Origin of the sequence: Salinibacter pepae (assembly GCF_947077775.1) — a bacterium.
Classification (GTDB): domain Bacteria; phylum Bacteroidota; class Rhodothermia; order Rhodothermales; family Salinibacteraceae; genus Salinibacter; species Salinibacter pepae.
This window is the reverse complement of the sequence record NZ_CAMTTE010000001.1, coordinates 2424626-2441683: the sequence shown is the minus strand read 5'-3', so window position 1 is coordinate 2441683 and position 17058 is coordinate 2424626. Positions and strand designations below refer to the sequence as shown.

Below are 17058 nucleotides of genomic sequence, written 5' to 3'. Positions count from 1 at the left end.
CGCAGACCCTCTTACGGTAACTACTTTCCGTTACCGAATCTATTACGGTAAAAATCGGGTTCTTTTTACCGTAAACGCTCCGCTGTGGTCCCTTGCTCGCTGCGGATCGCCGCCTCGGCTCAGCGCTGTGTGGCGAATCGTCGCGTGCACTGCTGAATCAATCCCCTTGATTGAATTCCATTTCCCTCAGCGACAATGGAATTCGAAACTTCCGCCAGCCAGGTAGCACCCTACTCCTCCGGCCTTGAAGAAAATGCCGCCCGGACAACTGCGAAGGCGGAGCGCTCGGAAATTCTTCACTGCCTGACCGAGCGAAGTGCTGGGAGCAACGCGACCGAGTGCTTTTAGAGTGCGAGGGAGTTTGAAGAATTTCAGCGCAGCCGGAGCAGCGTCAGGCATTTTCTTCACAGCCGTGATCTTTTTGGTTCGTTTTTCGATCTAGCGAAAAATGAACGTCTCTGGTTGCAAACGGGCAGTTGCCTCATCGCAGAGCGCGACCTCTGAAGAAAGCAATTCTTCCACTTCCGGCTGAGCAGGCGGTCTCGAACCGAATCGACGACGCTGGTGCGGCTCATGAGGTGACGGCCTCCATGTAGGAACGAATGACTGTTTGCACGCGGCAGAGGTCAGCGTAGTGCCAGAGGACGTCGATCGATCCGCCCTGATCGTGAAAGTCGCGAAGGGCCTCCAGCGCCACGTCGAGCCCCATGCAGCTGCGGTACTTGAAGCAATCCGCAACAGTCTTTGCGGGCTCGTAGATGGGGACGGACACGCCCTCAATCTCGTGGGTCTCAACGCCTTTGGTGCGGGCCTCGCCGGACATGCGGACGATGCGAAGTGACACGGCGTCGACCGACGGCTCTCGGTCCTTGTGGCCGATGGCGAGCCACACGTCGAGCGGGTTCTGGGTCGTCAGGCCGTGGAACTGGAGGGCCGAGAGGAGACACACGGTGCCCTTTGGCACCCGCTTGGCGGCGACGGCCAGGGAGTGATGCGCGGTCACCTCATGGTCGGGGCGCCGGTAGAGACCGCGACCGATCCGCACGAGGTCGCCGCGGTCGACGAAGCGGGAGAGGGACTGCCGGGGAATGCCCTCGTCTTCCACCTCACGAGTGCGGAGAATTCCCCGCTTGTCGGCCAGCGAAAGAAGCCGATCCGTGTTCGTGTCGGGCATGAGATCCGTCGGAGACAATTTCGGCGGCGGGCTCCGCTACAGATTTTGGTCTTGATCCCCTACGAAGGGAGACCATCAAACTTTGTGGCGTAACGTCGGCATATAACGCCAGATGCTGACAATATGTTACAACCACCGATTCCCACTGCGAACTGCTGTCCGCTCGTCTCCTCGCTTCACTCCCGTCCCCCGAACGGGGCACTGGATGAGATCTGGCATTTTGAGGAGAAGGTACGCCCGACGCGGGGCGGCCCCGACGCTTCTCGCTGCGGATTGCCGCGTCGTTGCAGTGCGGAATCGCGAATCGTCGCTCATCTCGCTAGGAACATGACACGAGGTCTCTGAGTGGCGGCAGTGATGCGAGAGGGCAAACATCAGTCGGCATGAAGGACTGATAGAAAGACAGCAGACATAACGGAGTTAGAATATCCTCGTGTCGGCATTGTCGTTACTCTAAATGTCCTAGTTGGCACCCACTGAGTCGCGCTTGAGCGCCTTTAACCGGCGTTCTGTGGGGGATTCAATGCCATTCCGACATTCAGCATTGAGATGTGCAGAACTGCACAAAAAGGATACCCCATACCTTCGACACCGCTGCCGATTGCAGCCGCTCAAGGCAGGTTGCTTTTCACGAATATGGTGAATCTGGCGTTCTGAGCGGAGGGGTCGAAGATGGGATACCCAGTTGGTAAAATATCGATAAACTGATTTTCCAAGGGATGGAAGACGAAGTATTCGATACCCGTTTCAGCCTCGACAATCTGAGAGCGGTATACGAAGAGGAAATCGCCGGGAGAGGGGGAGCTGGTATGGATGGCGTGAGTCCAAGTCGATTTGAAGAGCAGAAAGCTGAACAATTTCAAATAATAAGACGCAAGTGTAGGGACGGAACTTATACATTCACACCGTACAGGGAGGTTCTGAAATCGAGAGGACGCAATAAAAAACCACGTGTGATATCTATACCGACAGTAAGAGATAGAATTGTTTTATTAATTTTGAAAGATATACTACACGATATATTCGACGATTGCGTGAACAGAAGTCTTCCTAATCAGGTAATACGAAGATTGAAAGAATTTTATCTATCAGATAAGAGTAACGACAAAAAAATATATCGAGCGGATATCGAGTCATTTTACGGGGATATTGAATACGAATATTTGGAACATAAACTAAGATCTAGAATAGACTCAGAAAGAATAATAAATTTATTATTAAGAGCAATAAAAACACCCACAGTGCCTAAGAATTATAGATATACAGATAAAGACAAATACAAGAAAGGAAAAGGTATCCCCCAAGGTTTGTCTATTTCGAACATACTGGCAGAGATATGCCTAGAGGGACTCGATCATAATATGAGGCAAAAATTTGCATTTTACGAGAGATACGTTGACGACATTATAATATTCTGGAAAGCTGACAGCTTGAGTAGCGTAGTGACTATGTTGGGTAATGAGCTTAATAATAGAGGGGGGCTTAGCCTAAATAGCGACAAAAGCCATCCGATAAAGACTGATAGCGGTTTCCAATATCTAGGATATTACTTTAAGGGAGAAAACGTCACAGTTAGAAAGAAGAGTGTCGATGAATTTATCGATTCCTTAGCCGCAAAATTCACTTATATACGAGAAAACTTCGAAGAAGAGAAAAGAAAAAGAGATAACGTCGAAGACTCTGATTTGAAAAGAATATTCGTAGAGTCGCTTAACAATAGGTTGACTGGAGTGATATCGGAAGATAGACGATATGGGTGGATATTCTACTATGTAGAGATAAATGATGAAGAGCTTCTTCATCGTATTGACGCTATAGTTCGAGACTTTTTTGGTCGATCCCCCTGCTTCCAAGAAGTACCCTCTTCGCTCCAACGTATTGCCAGGGCCTACTGGGAAGCTCAAAGTAATCCCCGGGGTGGATACATTCGCAACTATGATGCTCTCAACAACCCAAAGAAGAAGTATCACTATCTTCTGGAGCGCGGTTTAGTTGATCCGTCTGAACAGTACTCGACTGACGAAATAGAAAAACTGTTCAGAAGGGAAAAGGACCAGGTTATTTCAACTCTTGAATCCGACGCCGGTACACTGAGTTAGGCGAGGGGGCCTACCCGTGCTGGTAGTTAATTACCCTCCACGGGGAAACTCCAAGCTGCCGGCTCTTGGGTTAGCTTGGAGTGCATGTAATCTTAGGCCGAGAGGCCCGTAGATCTCCAGTACCCCTGTTGGGCTGGGGAGCATCGTCGTGGACATCTGGGCTCCCTCGCCTCTTTTTAAATCCAAAAATTGACATGTCCGAGTGCGAGTCAGCAATACAAAGCGCTGAGCGTCTCAGGAGACAAATTTGGTATACTCGTGAAGCAAGAATGAATGCACACCGGAGATGTCGAAGGATGCACTGGTGGTCACTCGGGGCGATAAGCGTAATATCTTTGTATGTATTGATAATATCTATACTACCATTATTGCTCAACATAACTGGCGAGACGAGTAGATACCTGTATATAGCCTCTATTACATCTTCGATAGGTATACTAGTCTTAAGTGTTTTTGAGTCTGGGAAAAGCTATATGGTAAAGTCGGAGCGATTTGTAATGTGTGGAAGAGAATTAGCAAAATTACTACGAAAGCTAGATATAGTTTTGGATAAAGGAAATGTTAAATATGAGGAAATAGAAAATTTAATAAAAAGATATAACAATGTGTTAGACAAGTACGCGCAAAACCACGAGAGAGATGATTTCGATTACTTTAGAGCAAATAACGACCATTTCGACTTAGGATGCATAGAAAAAAATTTTTATATAATAAAATGGAATTTGAGAATATACTGGAAGCCAGTACTTTTTTGTCTAATACCTCCAGTCTTAGTTTTCCTTGCTATATAAAATGTTGTCCTATCCGAAAATCTCATCCGCTGCAGCGTCAAGCGTTTATGGCGCAAGGTGAGCGCACCGTTCCGACAGGCGCTGCACGGAATGCCCGAGAATCGCCTGAACGACCCTCAAGTCCCCTCTGAACTAAACCGCGCGTTAGCTGTGCGGTAAGCGCTTATCGTTTTTCTACCTCTTAGAATGAAAAACCGGTTCTTCTTACCGTAACGAGTCCACCGCAGTCCTTTTCTCGCTCGACACTCTGAGGTACCCCCGCACCCCCAACACCCCCTGCCCCACTGCCAGCGGCACGAGGCTCATGAGCGCGATGATCGTCCAGGCGTCCGCCCCCGGCGGCTGGATCTCCAGCACGCCCGCGACGCCGGGGAGGTAGACGGCCCCGAAGAGGAGCAGCTCACAGAAGCCCACCGCGGCCCAGACGTAGCGGTTGCGGGTCACCTCGTTCACCAGCACGCCGGACTCCGGCTGCCGCATGTTGAAGACGTGCCAGAGCTGCCCAAACGCCAGGGTGAGGAACGAGACCGTAATGGCCGCCTCGCCCTCTAGCCCCAGCCCCTGCGTCGCCCAGAAGAGCGCCCCCAGCACGGCCCCGGAAAAGACGAGCCCGTACCCGCCGATGCCGATCCAGTGGCGCCGGCTCAGCACCGGCTCCGAGGGGTCGCGGGGCGGGCGGCGCATCGTGCCTTCGTCGCCCTCCCCCACGCCCAGCGCCAGGGCGGGGAAGACGTCCGTCACCAGGTTGAGGAAGAGGATCTGGAGCGGCAGGATGGGGAGCTGCGTGCCTACGGCGGTGGCCAGACCCACCACGGCCACTTCCCCCACGTTGCACGACATCAGGTAGTAGACGAACTGCCGGATGTTGCGGAAGATGACGCGCCCCTGTCGCACAGCCGCCACGATGGTGGAGAAGGCGTCGTCCTGCAGCACCATGTCCGCCGCCTCGCGCGCCACCTGGGTGCCGCGCTGCCCCATCGCGATGCCGACGTCGGCCTTCTTGAGGGCCGGGGCGTCGTTCACGCCGTCACCGGTCATGTCCACGATGCGGCCCGCCCGCTGGTGCAGCTCGATGAGGTCCAGCTTCTGTCGCGGGGTGGCCCGGGCGAAGAGCCGCGTGTGGAGGCGCTCGTGTCGCTCCTCGTCACTCAGCGCGTCGGGCGGCTTCATGTCGGCCCCGTGCACCACCGGCGCGTCGTCGCGGTCCACCAGCCCCACCGCCCGCCCAATGCTCCGCGCCGTGACGGGCTGGTCGCCGGTAATCATGACGACCTCGATGCCCGCCCCGCGGCACATCTCGATGGCCGGCTGCACGTCGTCGCGCGGCGGGTCGTAGAGGCCCACCAGGGCCAGGAGCGTGAGGCCCTCGTACGGCGGCGCGCCGGGATCGTCGACCGTCTTCTGGGCGAGGGCGAGGATGCGGAGGCCCTCGTTCGCCATCTGTTCGTTGCGCTCATGCCAGCGGGCGCGGGCCTCGTCGTCGAGCTCTTCTTTTCCGTCGGCCGTCGCCTCGTGGGTGGCGGCGTCGAGGACGGCCTCCGGCGCCCCCTTCACGGCCACCCGGTACGGGCCGCCGTCCTGCTCGTGCACCGTCGCCATCATCTTCACGTTCGTGTCGAACGCCTCCTCGTCCACCCGCGGCTGCCCGGCCTCCGTGGTCCGGCGCGTGCGCCCCGCCGCCCTGTCGCCGGGTCGTTGGGGCCGACCTCGTCGCGCCGCCGGGCCGCCTCGTCCGCCGACAGTCCCGCGTCCGGATCAACCCCAAACTCTTCGGCCACCGCGTCCCCCGCCTGGGCCCACCACGACGATTCTGTATCAGAGGGCGGTACATCCGTGACATTCTCGGTCGTGCTTGGCATATTCGACGCGTGATGCGTTTGGGAGAAATGGCTGCCGGGGAGGGGCCTCAGCGGGCTTTCCCCGCCGCGGCAAAGCTTCTGATTCTGCGTGTGGGGGTTTAGGGATGCAACGTTCGCAGCCCAGCTCTCACGTTCACACGCCCCTCCCCTCTCGCCCCGCTCCCATGCGTCCCTCTTGCGACTCACCTCTTCCCCCTTTCCCCTCCGTCAGGCGACAGACGCTCCAGTCCCTGCCCGCCGGCAACCGTCAATCTACTAACACTCAACGCACCAACCCACCAACGTTCAACGCCTCCATGCCCGAACTCGTCCTCATCGCCGCCGTCGCCGAGGAGAACCGCGTCATCGGCAAAGACAAAGACCTCCCCTGGCACATCCCGGAGGACCTGAAGCGCTTCAAGCAACTCACCACCGGGCACCCCCTCTTGATGGGCCGCCGCACGTTCGAGTCCATCGTGCACCAGTTCGGCGGCCCCCTGCCCGACCGGAAGATGGTCGTCCTCACCACGCAGGACGACTACGGGGCGCACCCCGAGGTCGACACCTACGCGTCCGTCGACGCGGCCCTGGCGGCCCTGCCCGACGACGAGACCGTCTTCGTCGGTGGGGGCGAGTCCGTCTACGAGCAGTTCCTCCCCCACGCCGACCGGCTGGAGCTGACGCTGATCGAGGGCGACTACGAGGGCGACACCTATTTTCCGCCGTTCGAGCACCTCGTCGGGGACGTGTTTGAGGCGACCGCGGTGGACGCCCGGGACGGCTTCCGCTTCGTCACCTACGAGCGGACGGACGTGGACTGATCGACCGGCTCCCGCGCGAAGAAGGCCTCGATGCGGTCGTGCTGGCGCCGCGCGTCGTTGTAGCCAATCTCGAGGAGGCGGTCCAGGTAGTCGGGGTGAAAGAGCAGCATGCTCCACCAGTCGGGCGGGGGATCGGTGCGCCACTGGACCGAAGACAGCAGCGTCCCCATGGCGCCGCCGAGGTCCATCTGGTAGTCGCCCGCCAGGGCCCCGAGGTCGACCGACGGCCGCAGGACGAGCAGGTCGATGGGCCGCAGCGGCTCGTGCGTCCCGGGGCGCAGCTTCCGCACGAGGCGGTTGATGCGGCGCAGCACGGCGGCGTCGTGCTCCAGCACGTCGAGCATGAGCACGTTGGCAAGAATGCCCATCATCTGGAAGAGCGACGGGTAGGCCGGCGTGCGGGCCGACCGGTTGGCCTCGGCCTGGGACCGCTCGTAGCGGGTCGAGACGACGAAGAGGCGATCCGCCCCCAGGTGGACGGCCGGCGCGAGGGGATCCAGCATGCGAAGCCCCCCGTCGCCGTACCAGGCGTCGTCGAGGCGCACCGCCGGAAACACCATGGGCAGGGCCGTGGAGGCCATCACGTGGTCGAGGCCGAGGCGTGCCCGGCGCCCAACCCGGTTGGGCCGCTCCCAGTCGTGCATCGAGCAGCCTTGCACCCACGTCACTGTCTGGAGGGTGGCGTAGTTGGAGGTGGAGATGGCGAGGCCCTGGAGGCGCCCCGCCTCCAGGTTGTCGGCCACGCCCGTGAGCCGCCCCGCGTCGTCCGTCGGCAGGCGCCGGTCGAGGTAGGCGCGGAGGGGGGCCGTGTCCAGAAGGGTTTGTGTTTTGCTCGGCCGTCCCCACAGCATCGACCGCGCAATTGCCCAGGGGGAGCGCGGCGCAAATACATCGTCCGCCGTCAAGCCCTCCCAGTAGCGCACGAGCCGTGCGGTGCGGGCCTTCCACGGCCCGGGGTCGGCCGCGAGGTGGGCTGCGTTGATGGACCCCGCCGACACGCCCGTCATGAGCGGCATCGACGCGTCCGGGAACGCCTCCCCCACGTAGTGAAGGACCCCGGTCTGGTAGGCGGCCCGGGCTCCGCCCCCGCCCAGCACGAGCGCCGCGGGCGCCTCCGCCGAGCCGCTGGGGGCCGGGTCCACGGTCCCGTTGGACGGTTCTTCGCTCATCGAAGGGAAGGGGGATGCGAGCTTGCGGTGAGGCACCCAGTCTACCGCGGGTGGCGCCCGCGGCGTTGCGTCTCCTCCCACGCCCGACTGGCCTTCGGGTTCAGGAGGTGTGCCATCGATACCGACGCAGGACCTCGGGGTCCCGCGTGCGCTTCATCACCGTGCCGCACTCCTCACAGTAGAACACGACCTCCCGCAGGGGCGCCGAGACCCCGAGCATGAAGAAGAAGCCCGCGCTCCATCCGTACTGGGGCTCCACGGCCACGCGGGGGTGGGTCAGGTCGTGCCCGCACGCACACGGCGCCTCGTCCACGCGCCCGGCGAGGACCTCCTTCGTGCTCGCCGCCGACGCCGAGGCCACGGCCACCCCGCCCCCATTTTCCGTGGGCTCCGGATCGGGCTTCCGCTCAAAGTCTTCGTCGCGCCACCAGAGCTCCGGGGCTTCGTCCTGTAGCTCCGGCTCCCGCTCAAAAACGTACCGGTCGGCCGACCACTCGCCGGGCCCGAAGACGAACACAATCAGAAGCAAAACGAATACGAGGGCCGAAAACTCAAGGGACTGGTTGGCCGACAGGAGGCCCTGCTCCAGGTGGACCAGAAAAACGGCCCCGGCCAGGATGGGAATCTGCACGAGCGCCGCAAGGCGGGTGAGCAGTCCCGCGGCCAGCAGAAGTCCCCCCACCAGATGCGCGAACGTCACGTAGTGGGCAAGCGCCGCCGAGGCGAACGAAAACGCCGACAGGTCCACGAGGGCCCCCACGCCCTGGCTCTCGTACGCAAACAGCACCCCGCGGACGAAGAGCCCGATGCCGAGATAGACGCGGACGAGATCAAGGGCGACCGTCCGGTGCTCGTTGATCCAGTCGACGACCTCACGATAGCGAGACATGGGGGGAACGGTGCATTGTGCGCAGGGCGCGAATAGATCGTCCCTTGGAGGGTGTTTGTGGGCGGCCCTCCATCTGCGTTTCATTTTTCCTTTTCTTCACATAAACATGACGGGGGCGGCCCGTCCTCGTTCCCCCGGCCCTATGGGCCCCGTGCCCCCACAAACAACTGACCGGGCCCAGCTTACAAGAACGACACGCCCGTTTCTTTTCTCCGTCCCCTCTGCGCCCCATGGCCGACCCGCCCGCCCTCTCCGCCCTTCCGGACGACGCGCGCCTCTGGATCCACGCGACCGCCGCGCCGCTCGACGACGCCACACAATCGGCCCTGCTCGACCGGCTTTCGGCGTTCATGGACGGGTGGACCTCTCACCAACAGCCCGTAGAGGGGGCCGCGACCATTCTCGACGACCGGTTTTTGGTTGTTGCCGCCGCCCCGGTTGGAGGGGGCGACATTTCTGGGTGCGGCATCGACGACCTGGCCCACGCGATCGACGACGCGGCGTCGGCCCTGGACGTCGACTGGGTCCCCTCGCTGCACGTGCTGTACCGCACCGCCGACGGGGGCGTCGCCGCCGTCTCCCGCCGCACCTTTCAGCAGCGTGCCGGCGACGGCGCCGTGACGGCGGACACGCCTGTGTTCGACCCGAGCCTCACCACGCTGGGGGCCCTCCGCGAGGGGGCGTTCGAGGCGCCCGCCCGCGAGTCGTGGCACGCCCAGCTGCTGGGCACGCCGGCCGCGAGCTAAGTAGACACGCAAAAGACCCTTCCCAACAAGTCATTCCGAGCGCAGCGAAGCGGGGTCGAGACACGAGCGAAGCGACTGATGAAATTAATCTCTTCGAAGATCAGTAGAGGCGACCTTCGGGCCGGTATATTCCCAGATCAGCGTTCGCGCTGGACCCAGTAAGATTCGTCGACTCGCTTTTCCCTCCGGTCGTCGTTCGCTCAGAATGACCCTCGAATAAACGTATTTCTGCGTGCTTACATAGAACGCCAGCGTCCCGCCGGTGCAGCGCGAGCCCCAGCCCTGCCCCGGACACTCGTCGTACGGGTTTTGTGTTGCGTGGCGCGCAGCATCGCGGGGCGCGTGCAGAAGGACACCAAACAATCCGCCGTACGACACACGAAATGCCCGGGGCGCCCTCTCCACTGCTCTCGCCCGCCCCTTTGACGCTCACGCCCGACCGTCTCATGGCCTTCATTCGGACCCCGTGGGAGGCCCTGATTTCGTGGCTGGCGCGGATGGACCCGTCCCGCCGCGAGATCTTTCTGGCGGCGCTGGCGCTGGTGCTTCTGTTTGCCGTCGGCACTGCGGGCTACGTCCTGCTCGAAGGGTGGTCGGTGGCCGACGGGTTCTACATGACGTTCATCACCCTCTCGACCATCGGATTTCAGGAGGTGAGCCCCCTGTCCGATGTCGGTCGGTTTTTTACCTTCGGGCTCGGGGCCACCGGCATCGGGATCCTCAGCTTCGTCGCCGTCCGCTCCGCCCAGCTTCTTCTCGTTAGCGACCGCCTCCGAGAACGCCGCATCATGAAACGAATCGACGCGCTTTCGGGCCACTACGTCGTCTGCGGATACGGGCGCGTGGGGGAGCGACTCACCGAGGACCTGATTCGGGAAGGGGAGGCGGTGGTGGTGGTCGACACCGACGAGGAGATTTGCGCCTCGCTGTCTGAGGCCGAGCGCCTGCACGTGCAGGGGGACGCCGAGGACGAGGGGACCCTCCGTGCCGCCGGAATCGAGCGGGCGCGGGGCCTGATCCTCACCCTCCCCGAGGACAGCAGCAACGTCTTCGTGGCCCTTACGGCCCGGGAGATGAACCCGAGTCTCTTCGTCCTGGCCCGCACCATCGACCACGACAACCGGAGCAAGCTGCGCAACGCCGGGGCGGACAAGGTGATTGCCCCGAGCGAGGTGGGTGCCGACCGCATGGCACAGGTCGTGCTGCGCCCCCACACCGACGATTTTCTGGAGCGCGTCCTCCACACCAGTGCGCTGAGCCGTCAGATCGACGAGGTGCAGATTCATAAAAACGCGCCCTTGGCCGGACAGACCCTGGCCGAGAGCAATTTCCGCCAGCAGTTCGACGCCATCGTGATCGGCATCATCGACGCCGACACCGGTGCCATGACGTTCAACCCCTCCCCCACCGAGCGCATCGACCCCGGGGACATTCTCATCGTACTGGGCGAGACCGAGATTATCGACGCCCTCCGCGAACGCGTGTGTCTTCCGTAGTTGCCGGGCCCGCCGTGGAGAAACGGACCGTCCCGGCGCAGGTACACGTTCTCATCTTTCTGGCACAGCTCTTCTCCGATCCATGCACGCGCACCGGACGTTGCTCCTCGTCGGTCTCGGCGTGCTCCTGTTCCTGACGGGCCTGTCCTCCCCGGCCGCGGCGCAGGGGTACTTCGACCAGTACGCCATCGAGAACATTCTGGCCCGGCAGGCTGACAATCTCAATGACCTGCCGGAGGTGTACTACGAGTACGCCGTGCTCGACGACCCGAGCGGCAACAGCGTGGTGGCCCGCGATCGGTTCTACCAGCGCATCGGGGAGGGAAGCTCCGAGACGGGCCGCAAGCGGTCCCAGCTCGTCGAGCTGCTCAACCGACAGACCGTCGAGAACACGCCCCTCGGCGACACGCTCGTCGTCCCCACTGAGTTTGGGCTCGACTTCCGGGCCTACTCTCCCTTCCCCCGCTACTACCCGGAGGCCCACCGCATCAAGAAGCTGTTCGTCATCCACAAGACGGTGCAGGCCTTCGCCGCGTACGAGTACGGCCGGCTCGCGCGCTGGGGCATCGTAAACACCGGCAATCCCGACTCCACCGCCACGCCGACGGGCCGGTTTAACTTCAACTGGAAGGAGAAAAAGCGGGTCTCAACGATGAGTCCGCCCGGGGAGGAGTGGACGATGCGCTGGGTCTTCAACTTTCACGCGGCCCGCGGCATCCACATCCACCAGTACTCGATGCCCACGGGCGGCCCCACGAGCCACGGCTGCGTGCGCCTCGTCGACGCCGACGCCGAATGGATTTACGACTGGGCCGAGCCCTGGCAGACGACAAAGGGGCACATGGGCCCGTCGTCCGGACGGGGCAGGCTCATAGAGCCCGGCACCATGGTGCTCGTGGTGGGCGACGACCCGGAGGGCTCCCCGCGGCCGTTCGAGTACAGGGCCCAGTACCCGGTGCTGAAGCGCGTGGAGTTGCCGAGCAGCCCCTACGACGTGCCGGCCGGCACCAATCAGCAGGAAATGTGGGACCGGCTGCGGGAGCAGCGTGCCTCTCGGTGAGCGGGCCCCCACACCGGAACGTTCGGGGCAAGGGAAACCCATCAAGGCCCGTCCCCGCGGTTCTCAGCGCGCGGGGAACCGGTCCGTGACCACCGGCGGGCGGGCCCTTGACGACGAGTCGGGCAGGGGAACGCCGGCCGTCTGGCCCCCGGACAGCTCATTCATGACCGGCTGTTCACGAAAAACGCCGGCGTCCGCAATGGGGCGCAGGATGCGCCCGAAGCGCGGGAGCCATGCCTCGTGGTCCCACGAGAAGTACGTGAGGACGGCCTTGCCCACGACGTGATCCATGGGCACGAAGCCCCAGAACCGGCTGTCCTGCGAGTTGTCCCGGTTGTCGCCCATCGCGAAGAAGTAGTCCTGTTGAAACGTGTAGGTGGACGTGCGGGCCCCATCGATGGCAAAGGTGGAGTCCGTCATCTGGCGCGCGTCGTGCCCCTCGTACCGCACGATGACCGGCCTGTAGAGGGCCCAGTTCCGGTCCGTGAGTTTCACGGTGGTCCCTTTCGCCGGAATGTGAACGGGCCCGTAGTTGTCCGGCGTGTACCCTCGCCCGGAAGGGTACATGAGGTCGTTGTACTCGTCGCTGTTCAGAACGTAGGGCTCGATGGAGCGTACCCACGAGCGCTGGCACATTTGCTTCGCTCCCTCGGGCGTCGCCAGCACGCGCACCGTCTCCGCGCGGTTGGTCCGTCGCACCTCGCTGATGCCCATCTCCTCCATGCGTCTCCGCGGGATCTGGTAGCGCGCGTCGCTCTTGGTGACGGTCCAGTACTGCTGCATGCCACGCCCCAGGGGCAGGGGATCCCCGTCGATGTGTACGAGCTTGTCCCGTACCGACAGGGTGTCGCCCGGCATGCCGATGACCCGCTTCACGTAGTGCACCTTGCGGTCGATCGGCTCGTCGTCCGGCGGATAGTTGAACACGATTGGGTCGCCCCGTTGCACCTCGGAAAACCCGGGCAGGCGGTGGTACGGGAACGTGACGCCCGGGAGGTGAATGGACGTCAGCGGGATGCCCAGCGAGACCGGCGTCCGGGGCCCGTAGTGCAGCTTCGAGACGACGAGGTAGTCCCCCACGAGGAGGTTTTCTTCCATCGAAGGGGTCGGAATGCGGAAGAGGTCAAACAGGAGCGACCGCACGATGAGGACGATCACGACAGCCACGACGAGGGACTCGCCCCATTGTCGAAGCTCGCTCTTGCGCGCGTCGGCGTCCCGGCTCGAATCGTCGGTCGACATACTGGTGTGGGGGTGGAATGAGGTGGAGTGTGGTTCAGCCCGCCCGCCGTCCGGTTACGGCGATGGCGGAGACGACGCGGAGGCGTCTGAGGTGCGTGTCGTATCCAGACGCGGACGGCGCCCCGGCACGATGGCGCCGCGCGAGATGGGGGTGAGGAAGAACGATCGGCCGTCGTACCCGGTGCGGTACCACCGCCTGCGACGCTCGTCGTAGTAGTAGTCCACGTGCGGCGCCGGCCCCGCGTCTTGAAGGGGAGCAAGCAGGGTGTCCCGCAGTCCCCGCAGCCGATGCCGATACGCCCGGTCCGCCGCTACGATGAGGCCGCGCCCCTGGGGCCCTCGCCCGTCCATCACCTGTACCGGAATGGAGTCGTTGACCACGAACCAGTATTCGAACTGGGGCCGGCCCGCCAGCGAATCCTCGATCGGGGCGTCGGCGAGCGTCTGCGTCGGGTCCCCAAACTCGGCCTGGAGGCGTGCCCGCAGGGCCGGGGTCCGGGTCGTGTCGAGGAAGGTGTAGTCGGCGGTCCCGCCCAGGAAGGCCCACTCGGCGTCCGCAAATCGCGACCGGAACCACTCTCGTTCCAGGTGCCGCACCGGACGCACGTCGTCGAGGGGGAACGATGGGAGCTGGGCCGTCGGGGACGGGGCGGACGGGCGGACGAGGTGGAGCGAGTCGGTGGGGGTCGGAAGCTGCACGGGCGGGTGCGCGGGCCATGTCCCCTTCTGGCGCAGGTGGCGGCGCGCCAGGGCGCGGTACCGCTCGTTCTGGTAGCGCTCGATGAGGCTGGCGTCCCCCCCGGTCGTCTGGGCGGCGGCCGGCCCCACCCCCCCTACCGTCAAAAGCGCCCATCCCACCACGCAGACGGCGCACAGGGCGCCGGACCGAAGGGCCTCCTGCGGATGCCATCCAGGCGGATGTCTCATGCTCGGGTCGTCGTGCCGGGGCGAAAAGAAGAGTGGCGCTCCGTCCCCCCTGGGGAGCCGTCGGGCGTCTCGGGGCCGAAACGGGCCTAGTCCTCGTCCACCGAGAGAATGGCGAGGAAGGCCTCCTGCGGGACGTCGATCTCCCCCATCTGTTTCATGCGTTTCTTGCCCTCCTTCTGCTCCTCCAGCAGCTTCTTCTTGCGGCTCACGTCCCCGCCGTAGCACTTGGCCGTCACGTCCTTGCGCTGCGCCTTGATCGTCTCGCGGGCCACAATGCGGCTCCCGATCGACGCCTGCACGGGCACCTCGTAGAGCTGCCGGGGGATGACGTCCTTGAGCTTCTTGGCGAGCTTGCGCCCCACCTCGTGGGCCGAGTCGCGGTGCACGATGGTCGACAGGGGCTCGGCCGGCTTCTCGTCGATCAGGATGGTTAGCTTCACGAGGTCGCTCTCGCGGTACTCCAGCAGCTCGTAGTCGAACGAGGCGTAGCCGCGGCTCGCGCTCTTGAGGTTGTCGTAGAAGTCGAAGACAATCTCCGCGAGGGGCAGCTCGTACTCCAGCTTCACCGTCTGCCCGTCGAGCCAGCGCTGACTCCCATACTCCCCGCGCCGCTTCTCGCAGAGCTCAATGACGTTGCCGATGTAGTCGCTCGGCGTAATGATGTCGGCCTTCACGTAGGGCTCGTGGACCGCCTCAATGTCGCCGTAGTGCGGCATGTCCTCGGGCTTGTCGACCGTCACGGTCTTGGGCTCCCCCTTTTCCTCGACCTCCACCTCGTACTCCACGTTGGGCACCGTGGTGATGATGTCGAGGTCAAACTCGCGCTCCAGGCGCTCCTGAATAATTTCCATGTGGAGCAGGCCCAGGAAGCCCACCCGAAAGCCGTACCCGAGGGCGGAGGAGCTTTCGGCCTGGTACGTCAGCGAGGCGTCGTTGAGCTGCAGCTTCTCGAGCGCGCCGCGCAGCTCCTCGAAGTCGTCGGTCTCGGTGGGGTAGATGCCGCTGAAGACCATGGGCTTCACCTCCTCGAAGCCCGGAATCGGCTCCTCGGCGGGGTCGTGGGCCGTCGTGATGGTGTCGCCGACGCGCGCGTCCTGGATGTCCTTGATGGAGCCGATGATGTAGCCCACATCGCCCGCCGTAAACGTGTCGACTTTCTGCCGGCCCATCCGCAGGATGCCCATCTCCTCGGCGTCGTACTGCTTTTTGTTGGACATGAACTCCATCGTGTCCCCCGCCTCCAGCGTGCCGTCGAAGACGCGGGCGTAGACGACAGAGCCGCGGTACGAGTCGTAAATGGAATCGAAAATGAGGGCGCGCAGCGGCGCGTCCGGGTCGCCGGACGGGGGCGGCACCCGGTCGATCATGAGGTCGAGCATCTCGTCGACCCCCTCGCCCGTCTTGGCGCTGATCTGGAGAATGTCCTCGGCGGGCTCGCCGATCAGGTCCTCCAGCGCCTGCGCCACCTCGTCGGGCCGGGCCACCGGCAGGTCGATCTTGTTGATGACGGGGATGATCTCCAGGTCCTGCTCCAGGGCGAGCCACAGGTTGGAGATGGTCTGCGCCTCGATGCCCTGCGCCGCGTCGACCAGCAGGATCGCCCCCTCACAGGCCTTCAGCGCGCGGCTCACCTCGTAGGTGAAGTCGACGTGCCCGGGCGTGTCGATGAGGTTGAGCGTGTACTCCTGCCCGTCCGGGGCCGTGTGCGCCATCCGCACGGCGTGGCTCTTGATGGTGATGCCCCGCTCGCGCTCCAGGTCCATGTCGTCGAGCGTCTGCTCCTTCATCTCGCGCTCGGTGATGGTCCCGGTGCGCTCCAGGAGCCGATCGGCCAGGGTGCTCTTCCCGTGGTCGATGTGCGCGATGATGCAGAAGTTGCGGATCGTCGAAAGGTCAGGCATGAGGCACGAAAGGCCATCGGATGGGCGTCCAGTGAAGGGCCGCGGGGCGGCCGGGCCGGTGGGCTGCACCCGGCCGGGCCCTCAATTCACGGGGCGTATAACGGGCCACCGTTCCTCGCGTTGCACGACGGGGCGCCCGTCCCGCTCGCCGCAGCGGCTAGGGGTGCGGCTCCGAGACGGCCGACGACCGGGCGGAGGCCGACGCCGCACCGCTTCCGGAGGCCGCCTCCCCGCGCGATGCGGGGGCGTCCGGCTGCGTCAGGGCCGACGGGGCCGGGGGGGGCGCCTCCAGGTCCAAGTCCGAGAAGACCGCCGCGGGGCGCCGCCACGTCCGCCCGCCGGCGCGTGCGGCCCGGCGTTTCGCAATCCGGCGCTCGTGGAAGGCCTGGTGGAAGACCATGACCCCGACCACCCCGACGACAATCGACATATCGGCCACGTTCCAGATGGGAAACAGCTCCATGTACGCCCCCCCGAAGACCGGAATGACCCGAGGGATGAAGCCCTGCCAGAGGCTCACGTGAATGAAGTCGACCACGCGCCCGGTGAAGTAGGGGCCGTAGTCCAGCAGCACGCCGTAGAAGACGCGGTCGATGATGTTGCCGAGCGCCCCGCCCAGAATGAAGGCCAGGCTCCAGCGGTAGGGCGCGTAGTCGTTGCGCACCTGGTAGATGTACGCCCCGACCAGCATGGTGGCCAGGAGGGAGAGGACGGTTACGGTCCCGGGCGGGCCGATCGTGATGCCGAACGCCATGCCCGGGTTCTCCGTGAAGGTCAGCCGCAGCCAGTCCCCGAGGAGAGGGATGGACTGCTCGCGGTACATGAACTGGAGGACCGTCGCCTTGGTGGCCTGGTCGAGGAGTACAACGGCCCCGGCAATCCAAAAGACACGCATCAGTCAGGGG

General features: G+C 63.1%; 14 protein-coding genes and 1 pseudogene. 6 read left to right on the top strand and 9 right to left on the bottom strand.

All coding sequences use genetic code 11. The features are described 5' to 3' along the window. Positions 1-571: 571 nt before the first annotated feature. A complete protein-coding gene (locus tag OJA40_RS10175; RefSeq protein ID WP_263810570.1) occupies positions 572-1174 on the bottom strand; it encodes a type IV toxin-antitoxin system AbiEi family antitoxin domain-containing protein in 603 nt (200 codons plus the stop codon). A 719-nt stretch (positions 1175-1893) separates the two neighbouring features. Between OJA40_RS10175 and OJA40_RS10170 the strand changes: the two genes are divergently transcribed. Further along, entirely contained in the window at positions 1894-3273 is a 1380-nt protein-coding gene (locus tag OJA40_RS10170) for a reverse transcriptase domain-containing protein (protein ID WP_263810569.1), read from the top strand. A gap of 194 nt (positions 3274-3467) precedes the next feature. Further along, positions 3468-4064, top strand: a complete 597-nt coding sequence (locus tag OJA40_RS15620; RefSeq protein WP_423816491.1) for an SLATT domain-containing protein — start codon at positions 3468-3470, stop codon at positions 4062-4064. A gap of 204 nt (positions 4065-4268) precedes the next feature. Here the strand turns inward: OJA40_RS15620 and OJA40_RS15500 are convergent. Further along, positions 4269-5708: pseudogene (locus OJA40_RS15500) on the bottom strand (cation-translocating P-type ATPase); the annotation flags it as partial. Then, entirely contained in the window at positions 5669-5923 is a 255-nt protein-coding gene (locus tag OJA40_RS15615; protein WP_263820926.1) for a cation-transporting P-type ATPase, read from the bottom strand. The gene OJA40_RS15615 and the pseudogene OJA40_RS15500, both read right to left, overlap by 40 nt. Positions 5924-6219: 296 nt before the next feature. On the opposite strand from OJA40_RS15615, the gene OJA40_RS10150 reads away from it, so the two are divergent. After that, entirely contained in the window at positions 6220-6723 is a 504-nt protein-coding gene (locus OJA40_RS10150; RefSeq protein WP_208427298.1) for a dihydrofolate reductase, read from the top strand. On the opposite strand, the gene OJA40_RS10145 is transcribed toward OJA40_RS10150, so the two are convergent. Further along, entirely contained in the window at positions 6699-7892 is a 1194-nt protein-coding gene (locus tag OJA40_RS10145; RefSeq protein WP_208427297.1) for a patatin-like phospholipase family protein, read from the bottom strand. The genes OJA40_RS10150 and OJA40_RS10145 overlap by 25 nt on opposite strands. A 100-nt stretch (positions 7893-7992) precedes the next feature. Then, positions 7993-8781 (bottom strand): DoxX family membrane protein, encoded by a 789-nt coding sequence (locus OJA40_RS10140; protein ID WP_263792489.1) that lies wholly within the window; start codon positions 8779-8781, stop codon positions 7993-7995. Positions 8782-9011: 230 nt separating this feature from the next. On the opposite strand from OJA40_RS10140, the gene OJA40_RS10135 reads away from it, so the two are divergent. The 3 genes from OJA40_RS10135 (at position 9012) to OJA40_RS10125 (ending at position 12083) form a co-directional block, all read left to right on the top strand. Next, positions 9012-9527, top strand: coding sequence for a hypothetical protein (locus OJA40_RS10135; RefSeq protein ID WP_263810566.1), 516 nt, complete (start codon positions 9012-9014; stop codon positions 9525-9527). Positions 9528-9973: 446 nt separating this feature from the next. Next, positions 9974-11023, top strand: coding sequence for a potassium channel family protein (locus OJA40_RS10130; RefSeq protein ID WP_263810565.1), 1050 nt, complete (start codon positions 9974-9976; stop codon positions 11021-11023). 82 nt (positions 11024-11105) lie between these two features. After that, a complete protein-coding gene (locus OJA40_RS10125; protein ID WP_103016491.1) occupies positions 11106-12083 on the top strand; it encodes a L,D-transpeptidase in 978 nt (325 codons plus the stop codon). 63 nt (positions 12084-12146) lie between these two features. Here OJA40_RS10125 and lepB read toward each other — a convergent pair whose 3' ends face one another. The 4 genes from lepB to OJA40_RS10105 form a co-directional block, all read right to left on the bottom strand. Further along, positions 12147-13325 carry a signal peptidase I gene (gene lepB / locus OJA40_RS10120; protein ID WP_263810562.1) on the bottom strand — a complete coding sequence of 393 codons (1179 nt, stop codon included), beginning with the start codon at positions 13323-13325 and terminating at the stop codon, positions 12147-12149. A gap of 54 nt (positions 13326-13379) precedes the next feature. Further along, complete coding sequence (locus OJA40_RS10115) at positions 13380-14252, bottom strand: hypothetical protein (protein WP_251965182.1); 873 nt, start codon at positions 14250-14252, stop codon at positions 13380-13382. Positions 14253-14338: 86 nt separating this feature from the next. Further along, complete coding sequence (gene lepA, locus OJA40_RS10110; protein WP_011403183.1) at positions 14339-16153, bottom strand: translation elongation factor 4; 1815 nt, start codon at positions 16151-16153, stop codon at positions 14339-14341. 157 nt (positions 16154-16310) lie between these two features. Further along, positions 16311-17048 carry a signal peptidase II gene (locus tag OJA40_RS10105; RefSeq protein WP_259059362.1) on the bottom strand — a complete coding sequence of 246 codons (738 nt, stop codon included), beginning with the start codon at positions 17046-17048 and terminating at the stop codon, positions 16311-16313. Positions 17049-17058 lie beyond the last annotated feature (10 nt).